Origin of the sequence: Larkinella terrae (genome assembly GCF_009668025.1) — a bacterium.
Lineage (GTDB): Bacteria > Bacteroidota > Bacteroidia > Cytophagales > Spirosomataceae > Larkinella > Larkinella terrae.
This window is the reverse complement of sequence record NZ_WJXZ01000001.1, coordinates 1,028,126-1,040,222: the sequence shown is the minus strand read 5'-3', so window position 1 is coordinate 1,040,222 and position 12,097 is coordinate 1,028,126. Positions and strand designations below refer to the sequence as shown.

General features: G+C 56.4%; 10 protein-coding genes. 3 read left to right on the top strand and 7 right to left on the bottom strand.

Annotated elements, in window-relative coordinates:
- Window positions 1-4: 4 nt before the first annotated feature.
- From GJJ30_RS04105 to GJJ30_RS04095, 3 genes are read left to right on the top strand one after another with little or no spacing between them, the layout of a single operon-like run.
- Window positions 5-1,492, top strand: a complete 1,488-nt coding sequence (locus tag GJJ30_RS04105) for an FGGY family carbohydrate kinase (protein WP_154173402.1) — start codon at window positions 5-7, stop codon at window positions 1,490-1,492.
- Window positions 1,493-1,505: 13 nt separating this feature from the next.
- Complete coding sequence (locus tag GJJ30_RS04100; protein WP_154173400.1) at window positions 1,506-3,002, top strand: DUF1593 domain-containing protein; 1,497 nt, start codon at window positions 1,506-1,508, stop codon at window positions 3,000-3,002.
- A gap of 58 nt (window positions 3,003-3,060) precedes the next feature.
- On the top strand, window positions 3,061-4,494 hold the full coding sequence (locus GJJ30_RS04095) for a DUF1593 domain-containing protein (RefSeq protein ID WP_229312934.1): 1,434 nt from the start codon (window positions 3,061-3,063) through the stop codon (window positions 4,492-4,494).
- Window positions 4,495-4,537: 43 nt separating this feature from the next.
- On the opposite strand, the gene GJJ30_RS04090 is transcribed toward GJJ30_RS04095, so the two are convergent.
- The 7 genes from GJJ30_RS04090 to GJJ30_RS04060 form a co-directional block, all read right to left on the bottom strand.
- Window positions 4,538-5,917, bottom strand: a complete 1,380-nt coding sequence (locus tag GJJ30_RS04090) for a sialidase family protein (protein ID WP_154173396.1) — start codon at window positions 5,915-5,917, stop codon at window positions 4,538-4,540.
- Window positions 5,918-5,974: 57 nt separating this feature from the next.
- Entirely contained in the window at window positions 5,975-6,766 is a 792-nt protein-coding gene (locus GJJ30_RS04085; protein WP_154173394.1) for an SDR family oxidoreductase, read from the bottom strand.
- Between the two features lies 1 nt (window position 6,767).
- On the bottom strand, window positions 6,768-7,691 hold the full coding sequence (locus GJJ30_RS04080; RefSeq protein ID WP_310588180.1) for a Gfo/Idh/MocA family protein: 924 nt from the start codon (window positions 7,689-7,691) through the stop codon (window positions 6,768-6,770).
- Between the two features lie 140 nt (window positions 7,692-7,831).
- Entirely contained in the window at window positions 7,832-8,731 is a 900-nt protein-coding gene (locus GJJ30_RS04075) for a HEAT repeat domain-containing protein (RefSeq protein WP_154173392.1), read from the bottom strand.
- 35 nt (window positions 8,732-8,766) lie between these two features.
- Window positions 8,767-9,723, bottom strand: coding sequence for a dihydrodipicolinate synthase family protein (locus GJJ30_RS04070; protein ID WP_154173390.1), 957 nt, complete (start codon window positions 9,721-9,723; stop codon window positions 8,767-8,769).
- 20 nt (window positions 9,724-9,743) lie between these two features.
- Complete coding sequence (locus tag GJJ30_RS04065; RefSeq protein ID WP_154173388.1) at window positions 9,744-10,742, bottom strand: hypothetical protein; 999 nt, start codon at window positions 10,740-10,742, stop codon at window positions 9,744-9,746.
- 41 nt (window positions 10,743-10,783) lie between these two features.
- Complete coding sequence (locus tag GJJ30_RS04060) at window positions 10,784-12,052, bottom strand: MFS transporter (RefSeq protein WP_154173386.1); 1,269 nt, start codon at window positions 12,050-12,052, stop codon at window positions 10,784-10,786.
- Window positions 12,053-12,097: the final 45 nt, after the last annotated feature.

Below are 12,097 nucleotides of genomic sequence, written 5' to 3'. Positions count from 1 at the left end.
CGCTATGCAACATTCGTATATTCTGGCGATCGATCAGGGCACAAGCAGCACCAAAACGCTTCTTTTTGACGAACAGGGCGGAGTGGCCGCCCGCGCATTGGAACCGCTCCAGACCCGGTATTACGGCGATGGCTACGTCGAGCAGGACCCCGACGAAATCTACCGGAACGTGCTGACGTCCGTCGGGAAATGCCTGGGCGTGTTTGCGGCTCAGGGGGGCGAATTTCAGTCCATCCGGGCGTGCGGTATTTCGAATCAGCGCGAAACGTTCGTGGTCTGGGACCAAACCGGAAAACCGCTCTACAACGCCCTGGTCTGGCAGTGTAAACGCTCGATCGACGTTTGCGAACGACTCAAAGCTGAGGGTCTGGAAGAAGTCGTGAAGGCCAAAACCGGTCTGTTCATCGATCCGTATTTCTCCGGCACCAAGCTGATCTGGCTGTACGAAAACAACGAAACCGTGCGGCAGGCCGTCGATGCCGGAACCGCCTATTTCGGCACCGTCGACACCTGGCTGCTCTACAAACTGACCAATGGCCAGTGCTATTTTACCGATTATACCAACGCATCCCGAACGCTGTTTTTCAACCTGAAAACGCTGGACTGGGACGCGGATTTACTGGCGGTTTTTGGTCTGTCCCGCCTGAATCTGCCGGAGCCGAAACCCTCGGCATTTGGGTTCGGCGAATCGAATTTCAACGGCTTGTTCGACCACCAACTGCCGATTACGAGCCTGATCGGGGATTCGCACGCGGCTGCGTTCGGCGAAGGCTGTTTCACATCCGGGACCGCCAAGGCAACGCTGGGAACCGGTTGTTCGATCATCATGAACATTGGCCCGGATCTGAAAGAGTCGAAGCAGGGCATGGTGACCACGGTTTGCTGGAGTACCGAAAACCGGGTCGATTACGCGCTGGAAGGCGTCATTGTCACCTGCGGAGCGACGATCGAATGGCTGAAAAACAGCCTGAATCTGTTCGCCGAAAGCCGGGAAACCGAAGCGATGGCGACGGCGGTTTCCGACAACGGCGGGGTGTATATCGTACCGGCGTTCAGCGGTTTGGGGGCGCCCCACTGGCAAATGTCGCGCAGGGCCACGATCTCCGGCTTAACGTTTGGTTCCAGCAAAAACCACCTCGTTCGGGCTGCACTCGAGTCCATTCCGTACCAGATCAAGGACGTTGTGGTGGCGATGGAGCAGGATACGGGCGTTTCACTGGCCGAACTGATGGTCAATGGCGGACTGACCTCGAACGGTTTTGTCCTGCAATTTCTGGCCGATTTGCTGCATAAACCGGTCATCAACCGGCGATTGCCCGACATTTCGGCGCAGGGTGCGGCTTACTTAGCCGGACTGAAAGCGGGAATCTACGAGGATCTGGCGCACCTGGAACGACTTAATTCGGATCGAAGTGCCATTGAACCCGGTCCGGGAGCAACGCAGGCATTAGCTGATTATGCGGGCTGGCAAACCGCCATTCTTACGACTTAAACACGTTTAATCGATGCGAAAATCAGGTTTCCTTCTGCTGCTGTTGGTGGGCATGGCGGCTTCCGCAATCGCCCAGTCGGCCAAACCGCGCACCATCGTTACAACCGATGGCGAAGTGGACGATGTCGATACGTTTATCCGCATGTTGCTCTACAGCAACGAGTTCGACATTGTTGGTCTGGTTTACAGCAGTTCGCAATGGCATTACAAGGGCGATGGGAAAGGGACCAAATTTACCTCCGAAATGCCCAACACGGCCAAGCGCTACGGCGAACGCACGGAACTGCGCTGGCCCGGCACCAGCTGGATGGAGGAGTACATCGACAAATACGGGAAAGTCTATCCGAACCTGATCAAACACGCCAAAGGCTACCCGACGCCCGAACACCTGCGGAGTCTGGTGCGGGTCGGAAATATTGATTTTGAAGGGGAAATGAGCCGCGACACCGAAGGGTCCGATTTCATCAAAAAGATTCTGCTCGACAACAACGCCAGTCCGGTTTACCTGCAAATCTGGGGAGGTACGAACACGGTCGCCCGCGCCCTGAAATCCATTGAGGATCAGTACAAAAACACGGCTGACTGGGCGAAAATTGCTAAAAAAATCTCCGAAAAGGCGATTATTTATGCGGTTCTGGATCAGGACGCGACCTATCAGAAATACATTGCCCCGAACTGGCCGCAGATCAAGGTACTGTATAATTCGGATCAGTTCTGGAGTTTTGCGTATTTGTGGCCCCGCGTCGTTCCGGCGGAGCTAAAACCGTACCTGGGCGGAAAATGGTTTGCCGAAAACATCCGGTTTGGGCACGGTCCCTTGCTGGAAGCCTACTATTTGTGGGGCGATGGCCGGAAACTCCCCGGCGATCCCGAACACACGCATGGCGACCTGGAGGAAGCTAAAAAATACGGTTTGAGCCAGTACGATTTTATTTCGGAAGGCGATTCGCCCGCCTTTTTTTACCTGATCGACGTTGGGCTGCGGAGCAAGGAAGACGTGGCTTACGGCGGTTGGGGTGGCCGCATGGTGAAGTCGCCGACGAATCCGTACCGCTGGGAAGACGGAAAAACCGTTACCGATTACAATCCGTATACCCAGAAAGCCGATGCGGCTTACCCGCAGACGCGCTGGATTCCGGTGCTGCAGAACGATTTTGCCGCCCGCGCCGATTGGTGCGTCAAGCCCTACAACGAAGCCAATCATCCGCCCGTTGTGAAGCTCAATCACGCGCCGAATCTTCGGGTCAAACCGGGTCAGAACGTGACGCTGAGCGGTTCGGCCACCGATCCGGACGGCGATGCGTTGAGCTACCGCTGGTGGCAGTATGAAGAAGTGGGCTCGTATTCGGGAAAAGTGGCAATTCAGAACGGGGATCAGGCTAAAGCGGCTTTTACGGTTCCGAAAGATGCGAAATCCGGGAACACCATTCACCTGATTCTAGAAGTGACGGATGCCAAAGCCCCCCGTTTGACGCGCTACCAGCGGGTGATTGCGACGGTGACGGACTAATCGATTTTCTGCAAAAATGGCCCTTATGATGAAAAAATGGATATTTCCTCTTACGGTTTTGCTTTTCAGTCCCCTATTCCTTTGGGCCCAGCCGGATCCTAAGGTTCGGGTACTGGTGCTGACGGACATTGAAGCGGACCCCGACGATGCGCAATCGCTGGTGCGGTTTCTGGCGTATGCCAATGAGTTTGAGGTGGAAGGACTGATTGCCACGACCTCGACGCACCAGCGAAACCGGGTGGCACCCGAAACAATTCACCAGATTCTGATGGCTTACGGCAAGGTGCAGCCCAATTTGCTGAAACACGCCAAGGGCTTTCCAACCGAAGCGGAACTGAAAACGAAAGTCAAAAAAGGGCGGGCTGCCTACGGTATGGAAGGCGTCGGCGAAGGCAAGGATTCGGAAGGGTCGGACTGGATCATCAAAACATTGGAAAAACCGGATGCGCGCCCGCTCTGGATACCGGTTTGGGGCGGGCCGAACTGCCTGGCGCAGGCCTTGTGGAAAATACAGAAAACCAAAACCGCTGCGGAAGCCGCTAAACTCTACCAGAAACTGCGCGTTTACACCATTTCCGATCAGGACGATTCCGGGCCGTGGATTCGAAAAACGTTTCCCGGCGTTTTCTTCATTGTGAGCCCCGGCAGCTACCGGAACGCGACCTGGGCGGGCATTACCCGCAATTTTTCCGGCGCCAACAACGAGGTGAACAGCAACGAGTGGATTGCCCGGAACATTCAGCAGGGGCACGGGCCGCTGGGCGTCGAATACCCGGATGTGGCTTACGGCATGGAAGGGGATACACCCTCTTTTATGAATCTGATCCCCAATGGATTGAATGTGCCGGAACACCCGGAATACGGCGGCTGGGGTGGGCGGTACGAGCTCTATATTCCCAAAGCTGAACCGGCAACTGCCAGCAATCCGGTTCGGACGCAGGGCGGACAGATGGTGACCGGCCCGGTTTCAGAACCGGAAACCCGCCCGATCTGGACAAACGCCGAAGATACATATTCGCCACTCGTTGCGTCGCGCTGGGGTCGGCCTTTCGTTGCCGATACCGCCCGATACAAAAGCAGTCAGGTGACCTTGTGGCGCTGGCGGGAAGATTTTCAGAACGATTTTGCCGCCCGGATGGACTGGATGGTGAACGAATACAAAAATGCCAACCACCCGCCGGTTCCGAAACTGGACCACGCGGCAGTACTGAAAGTCAAATCGGGCGACATTTTTGGTTTGAACGCAACGGGAACGTACGACCCCGACGGCGACGCGCTGAGCTACTACTGGTTCCAGTATCCCGAAGCCGGAACGTACAAGGATCGGGTTTCGTTTGCCCCGTTTTCACCCAACCTGGCTAACCTGCACACCGTCAAAGCGCCGGACGTTACCAGCCCGCAGACTATTCATTTTATCCTGAAAGTGACCGACAAAGGCAGTCCGGCATTGACCCGCTACAAGCGGGTGATTGTGGAAGTTTCGCCCAGATGAGTTGCTTAAAGGTTGAATTTCTGGAGGTTATGCCGGTTTACGATCAGGATTTAATCGCTATCTCAACGGTTCGTCCGACACTATTTCTGGGGTTTTTTCCCCAGGCTCCCAGATCATAACTGACAAATACCTTGTTGTCGGTTCGCATCTCTTCAATAGCCATGTAATGGGTCGTCATGACGCCCGATGTCAGCCGGACGACGTTCGGCCAGGTTTTTCCGTGATCCTGACTGATGGCTAAATAATTACCATTCCAGGAGTGGTCGGGATATTTCCAGCATGCTTTCTGCGGAACCCGTACCCCAAATGCCGCCACCAGCAATCCACTGCGCAGCTCAATCAGGTCAGGGTCTACCACGGCGCCCCGGAGTTCGTCCGGGTTGGTTTCATCGAGCAGCTTGCCTTTCGAGTCGGTTCGCGTACGGAGCCAGTCCACCCACAATTCCGTCCGATAAATGTCCAGTCCGGCAAAAATCCGGGGTTGGTGCGGGCTCCAGGTAGCCCCGTTGTCGTCTGAATGAGACTCCCGAAGTTCCCGACCGGTGCGCATCAAACAGAGCAGCCGCCCCGCATTCGGCCCTTTGCTGATGCGGGTAATCACCGGTTCGTCCAGCCCTTCCGTGCCAATTTCGGGACCAACGGCGATGGTTGAAACCAGTTTCCAGTTCTTTCCCTTATCGGTTGAACGCACCAGCAAAACCCGGGTTTTCATCATGGTCGGCATGTACGTCGAGGGCGTCCGGTCGCCTTTGATCCAGCCGTAATAAGTGGTCAGCAAGTCACCATTGGGCATTTCAAGAATCCGTCGGTGTAGCCGCAGCGCTTCGTGCGGGTGGCCGCCATCGTCCTTGGATGCGTAAAAATCAGCACCCGGCAGATCAAAATGAACGTCGATTGGTCCCTCCACGGTCTGCCAGTCATCCCGCGATGTGTAAAGCTGCCCCACGCCCTGGCCGTCCTTTTTTCCCGGCGTAATGTACGTATCCAGCGCAATCAGGGTTCCGTCTTTTAATTGAAGGCCACCCCCTTCCAGATTCAGTCCGTTTTCACCGGGTTTTAGCGGAATATTCGTCCAGGTTTTGGCATCATCGCGGGAGATGTAGGTGCCCAAAGCGGCTGAATAATGCATACGGGGCGACGGAAACGGTTTTTCCGGCAACTGCGCCTGGGCAACAAGGGTCCCGGTTTTTGTCACCAGCAGATACGGCTGCAATCCTTTTGGCACCACCGTCACTTCCTCGCCAAAACTCAGGCGCAAACGGCCATCCGCTTCGATCATTTCGGGAACGTTACCGTCCAGAACCGCCTGGCTGTGAGCTTCGGGCGTTGGCGTCAGCAATTGTTTCGGAGTTAAGGCGGCCAGCAGCGCCGTTTTTTGCAGGAAATTTCTTCTGGACGAAGAGTTGATACCGTTTTTTTTCATGCCCGTATCATCGAGAGGAGAGTGGAATATTTTCAATCAATTCGTTTGGAAACAATGTTACCAGCTCGTCCAGCCACCATCGACAAACAGGTTTTGCCCGGTGATGTAGGAAGCTGCATCCGACAGCAGGAACGTCACCGCCCCCGCAATTTCGGGCGATTGACCAACGCGCCCCAGCGGGGTTTTCTGCGAAAGGCGTTCGACAAAAGCCGGTTCGTTCTGCTGCACTGCCGGATTGGGAAACGGCCCGGGCGAAATGCAGTTGCAGCGAACGCCCTGCCGGCCCCAATGCACGGCCAGGTAGCGCGTCATCTGGATGATACCGGCTTTGCCGACCCCGTATTCGATGGGATTTTTGTTCATCGGCGCTTCGTAAGCCGCCGGATCGGGCGAGACGGAACCGTACATGCTCGAAAACAAAACCAGGCTTCCCCGGCCCAGTTTCGCCATTTCCTGCCCAACCTGCCGGGCCAGCAGAAACGTCGCCGTCAGGCCGCCGTGGTTGACTTCGTCGAAATCCTGCTCGGTCAGGTCTTCCAGCTTTTTGCCGGTCGAGGCAAACGCCAGATTGACCAACCCGTTCGGCACCCCCCGGTTTTGGATTTGTTCGGTTACAAATTCCCGGATGGCCACTCCCTGCCGAATGTCGAGCGTGGCGGGTGTAACCTGATCGTCAAAACCGGCAGTCTGCACAAAATCGAAGGCCCGGTTTTCCAGATCAGCGCAGAGGATGCGGGCGCCCACAGCCTGCAACAGCCGAACCGTGGCCTGGCCCAGATAACCGGCGCCACCAATCACCCAGATTTCTTTTCCGTTCAGGCCAAAGGTACCCGTCAGTAAATCAGCCATTTTAGGAGTTTAAGTATACGGTTTTCCCACCTGCGGCCAGGCTTTCGTGGGCGGCCACCAGCGTTCGAATGATGCGTTCGGTTTTGACGAAATCCAGACGCGGGCGGTTTTCTTCCACCGAACGGATGAACTCGATCAGGTTGTCGCGGAACATCCCGAACCAGTTCTTGACTTCGATCAGCCGCCAGCCGTCTTTGCCGAACAGCGAAATCTGGAACGTTAAAGAGATGTCCATGAACAGGTGCACAGTGGCCTGAAAGCCATCGGCAAATTCCAGATAAACCACATCACCGCCGTCGCGCCCGACGTGCCGGACGGAAACCGGCGTCGGATCATCCAGCAGCATAAACAGCCCTTCGAGCATGTGAACCCCGTAGTGAATCCAGTCTTTTTTGCCGACCGCCGTGGCCAGTTGCAGCTTGCCCAACAAGCCAAATTCATTCTTGACCGCCCGCAGTTCCGTCGCGTAACGCATCGACGAACACGACATCACGAACTTGCCATTGGCGACCTGCTCCGCAAAATAGGCCAGATCGTCGAGGCTGCCCGCCAGCGGTTTGTCGATAAAAAGCGGCACCCCGGCTTCGATAAACGGTTTCGCCATTTCGACGTGGTTTTCCGGATCGTCGCGACCCAGAATCACCGCATCGACCTGACCGATCAAATCCGTCATTTCGTCCATGACGTTTTCGACCTGCACGGCTTTGGCGATGCTTTCCGAAATGGCCCGGTCCTGCGCCCAGACGTGCGTGACCCGCGCTCCCGGAATGCCGAGGAGGTCGCGGTTGGCCGTCAGATAGGCCGAAACGCCGGGATAGCCCACGCGGGTGATTTCCTCCGCATCAAAAAAACCGTTGATGATGGCCGACCAGGAGTACGGGTGGGCGTTGCCCGCACTCATGCCAATGATTCCAATTTTTACCACAGTGTTATCGGTTTAGAACTTTCGTTCAACCCTTCACTTTCTGCCCCTAAATCCCCTAAAGGAGACTTGTACACGATTAATCCGATTTTTAAAAGTCCCCCTTTAGGGGATTTAGGGGCAGAAAGTGAAGGGTTGTATTCCTATCTTTTTTTCGTCCCAATATTCAAAATTGCATACGCGGCTCCCGCCCGAACGTCGGCGTTTTCGTGCTTCAGCAGCGGGGTCAAAACCGCTACATCAGCCGGGAGGCCGGTTTCGGCCAGTGCCGTGACCAGTTCCAGCTGATCGCCAACCGCTGGCGACTGTTGGGCCGCGAGCAGTTTAATTCGGAGCAGCCGGAACGGTTCCGACCGCCGGGCTTCCGCCGAAGCCGTCACCAGAGCCGCATGCACCAGATTGAGCTGAAGCCCCGACGCGGCTGGTTCGGCCAACGCGGCCTCGGCCAGTTGCTTCCATTCCGCGCTGGTCAAACCGCCCAGTTTCCGGGTAATAAAGGCACCGAGCCGACGGGGAGCGGCTTCTTCCTGCCGGTTCAGGGCCAGATCCAGAAATTTCCGGCGATTGGCCGGGGCGGTTTTTGCGTCAGCCAAGGTAGCGCCCCAGAGCGTATACAGCGACAAAGGGCGGTTTTCTCCGGCGATGGCTTTTCGGGTCGCATCGGCGTCGATGGTTGTTGGCGAAATACCGAGTTTGGCGAGTGTTTCGGCGGCATGAATACGGTCAGTGCCGTTGGGGTCGGCAAACGCAGCCGCAATCTGATCGGTCCATTTTTTCTTTTCTTCGGGTGTCGCAGCCGCCTGCGCCAGCACCCGCCAGATGCCGATGCGGTAAGGCGCTTTGGTCGAAAATTTTTGAAGTTCGTCCAGGTATACGTCCTGAACGCCAGCGCGTTCGCCGATCCAGAGCAGGTATTCGGCCGCGTGGACTTTGATCCATTCCTGTTCCGTCCGCAAAACCGTTCGCAATTCCTGAAGACATTGATTTCGCAACGCATCGGAAACGGGCTGGGCCGAAGCGGCAGGTTTGGCAAGATTTGTCATGAGCAAAAAAATAGCTAGCAGGGTTTGTAACGGTTTCATTCGGGCACAAGGGTTGAAAAAACCGGGATTAATTTTCGCGCGCCGGTCCGCACCGCCGACACCTCCGCCATCGGAATGGAACGGTACGGCCAGCGCATCCGGGTATCACCCACTGACCAACCGCCCACAGCCGCCAGCAATTTGTCGCAGGCGGGGTCGGAATACTGCTGGTCGCGGATGTACGGCAGAATATAGTCGTTCATAAATTGCTGGATAGCAGACTCCCAGCGCAGGGCTTCGTTCGGATCGGTTTGCATCAACTGGTACCACGCCTGCGCCAGTTGCGGGTGCAGGCAGGCGATGTTGGAATACGAACCGTGCGCGCCTTCCCGAAAACCGGTCGCCAGGCGGTGGCCCGGTACAAAAACCGCCAGTCGGTCGGCCATGTGTTCCCGCATCTGTTCGTACCAGACCGCGTCACCTCCGGCCACTTTCACGCCCACGAGTTGCGGAACGGCGTCTTTCAAGCGACCAAACTGTACGGGTGTCAGCCGGATTTTGGCGTGGGACGGATTGTACAGCACCAGCCGAACGTCCGACGAAACCGCGGCCATTTTCTTCAGAAACACAATCATTTCGGCTTCGGTGGGTGGAAACCAGTCGGGCAGAATGAGTTGCACCGCGCCCGGTTCCTGCCGAATGGCCCATTTCAGGCGGTTGAGTGAAATCCAGGGACTCATGTGACTGACGCCGATCTGAAACGGCAAACCGGCGGCCCGGCAATGCTGCGCCAGCAACCGATGAATCCGCCGGAATTCGGCTTCGGTCTGGTTGTAAAACTCGCCTGCCGTGCCGTTGGTATACAACCCGTCGATGTCAAACCCGATGACTCGCTCGAGCTCCGTTTCCAACCTTTTGAAGTCGATGGAGTCATCCGCGTTGATCGGGAGCATCAGCGTGGCCCAGGTGCCGCGAATGTCGGCGGCTTCAAGCGGGCGGGTGACAGTCGGCATGCAAACAGGTTTCGGAATTGTCAAAGTTTGTCGAGCGGGACTTCCGCCAGGTAAATGGCCGATTTCCCGTCGTGGGTCGAATAATACGAAACCCAGAGTTTGTTCTGGTGAATCACCATGCCCGGGTAACTCGCGTCGCCACTGCTCGGGAACGGGATAATTTTGGAAATGTTACCAGTCCGATCGGTCAGGTACAGCGCCATTTTGTTGGGCGATGCGTAATTCCGGGAGCCAATGACCAGGCGGTTTTCGTTCAGAAACAGGAAGTTAGGGCCGCCCAGCCGGATCGTCATTTTGTGGTACGTCCAGTTCGTGTACGGCGCTTTGCTTTCCGCCATGATTCCCATCTGGTCTTCCGATTCGCGCCGGATCAGGACGAGCATGTTGCCGTTTTTATCGAACCGGATCGTCGATTCGTTGGGTTTGCCGCTGACGTCCAGATCGGAGACTTTGTCGTATTTGATGCCGTCTTTGGTTTTTAGGAGATAAACCACCCAGTGATCGTCGGTAACTACCTGGTAATCAATTGCGTAACCCGTACCGTTGTACCAGGTGGTGCGCCATATCCAGTCTTTGGAGGGCGAAATCGCCGGGTCAAGGGTCGATTTTTGGGGTGCCGAAAAATTTGCGCCTTTCGTGTCAGAAAATGAAACCATCGGCGCAATTCGCTGCACTTTGTTCTTGTTGTTGAGGGACGCAAAAACCGCCCCCGCCATCGTCACCATCAGCTTTTTATCCGGCGTAACGGTCAGTTTCGGGTCGCGCAGGTCGATCTTGGGAATAGCGAGCAGGGCCACGCTCGACCAGCTTTTTCCGTCGTTCGATTTCAGCACGCGCACCTTGCCGCTGTTGGTGGTATCGACGTGCGAAAACCCTTCCCGGAAGGTGCAGTAAAATGCGTTGTTGAACAACACCAGGTCCGTAAAGGCACTGTGGGGCGGCTGATCCCAGATTTTGGTCACTTTTACATAATCCGGGAAAACCGCATCCTGCGCCAGCACCGGTGCGGAACAACTCAAAAGGAATAGGAATAGTCGTACTTTTTTCATCGGGATAGTGCTTACGATTCGGACGGGTTAAGACTTTTTCGGGATCTGAGCAAAAACAGGGTGCCCGCGCAGATCAGCAACAAAACCGCTGCGACCTGAAATAACTGATTGAAACTTACGTGCGCATCGCGCAGCGCCCCGCCCGCGTACAGGCCCAAACCGCCCACGATGCAACTGCCCAGATTCAGAATGCCGTAGCCCGTGGCCCGGTAGCGTTCGTCGGCAATCAGGCACAGAATCGGCATCATGTTCGTATCGCTGAACACCCGCGTGAAGGCGTAAAAAATAAATCCGACAATGGCGATCGGCAACACGGAGGTCGTGCTGGCGATGAAAATGGCCGGAGCCGCAATACAGAGCGCAATGGCCGGAACCAGAATACGCCCGCGCGGATTGTTCCGGCTCACGCGGTCGGTGAGTGCCCCGCCGGTCAGAACGCCGACCAGGGCTGCGGTGTGGAAATAGCCGGTTGCGTATAAACCAGCCTGCGATTGCGGCAAGCCGAATTGTTCCTGGTAAAACGTGGGTAACCAGCCGACAATCAGCCAGCCCACCACGCCCAACAAAGCCCAGAACAGCAGCAGAATGCTAAACGCCGGTTTGCTGAACAAATTCCGGACGGCCTCGCCAAACCGGACGGTTTCGACGATTTTCGGAACGTCGGTTTCGGTTTCAGCCGATTTGGGTGCATCGCGTAAGAAAAACACCAGCACCACGGCGTACAGAACGCCCACCAGCCCAAAAACGCTGAAAGCGGCACTCCAGTCGCGTTGTTCGGCAATCATCCCACCCAGAAACCCCAGACTCTGCCCGACCATCACGCCCGCGATGTGAATGCCCGTCGCCAGCGAGCGCGTGGCCCCCCGGTGGTAATCGACAATCAGCGCCATAGCCGCCGGAATGTAACAGGCTTCACTGATGCCCATCAACGCCCGGGTCGCCAGCAGTTCCTCGAAGGTAGTCGCGTGAGCCGTCAGCCAGGTCACCAGCGACCAGATGAACAGGCTCCCGACGATCACCCGGCTGCGGTTGAAGCGGTCGGCCAGAAAACCGGCGTAAGGACTCAGCAATCCGTAAATCCAGAGAAAAACCGCCGTCAGGAGCCCAAACTGCGCGTCGGTCATCGGAATAGCCGCCTTGATCGACTCGCGCATGGTGGTGATCATGATGCGGTCGAGGTAATTCAGGCAGCCCACCACGCAGAGCAGCGCCACCACGAGCCACGCCCGCGCCGGAACGACGGCGGTTTTCGGAGAAACGGAAAGAGTTTCGGTTTTCATAACGAGTCAGCGGTTGCCCCCAACCCCCTAAAGGGGGCTTAAACA

What these genes read in the sequence shown, in the direction of transcription:
- GJJ30_RS04060 (WP_154173386.1), bottom strand. Translation starts at nt 12,052, where the DNA reads ATGAAAACCGAAACTCTTTCCGTTTCTCCGAAAACCGCCGTCGTTCCG.
- GJJ30_RS04075 (WP_154173392.1), bottom strand. Translation starts at nt 8,731, where the DNA reads ATGACAAATCTTGCCAAACCTGCCGCTTCGGCCCAGCCCGTTTCCGAT.
- GJJ30_RS04100 (WP_154173400.1), top strand. Translation starts at nt 1,506, where the DNA reads ATGCGAAAATCAGGTTTCCTTCTGCTGCTGTTGGTGGGCATGGCGGCT.
- GJJ30_RS04090 (WP_154173396.1), bottom strand. Translation starts at nt 5,917, where the DNA reads ATGAAAAAAAACGGTATCAACTCTTCGTCCAGAAGAAATTTCCTGCAA.
- GJJ30_RS04105 (WP_154173402.1), top strand. Translation starts at nt 5, where the DNA reads ATGCAACATTCGTATATTCTGGCGATCGATCAGGGCACAAGCAGCACC.
- GJJ30_RS04070 (WP_154173390.1), bottom strand. Translation starts at nt 9,723, where the DNA reads ATGCCGACTGTCACCCGCCCGCTTGAAGCCGCCGACATTCGCGGCACC.
- GJJ30_RS04085 (WP_154173394.1), bottom strand. Translation starts at nt 6,766, where the DNA reads ATGGCTGATTTACTGACGGGTACCTTTGGCCTGAACGGAAAAGAAATC.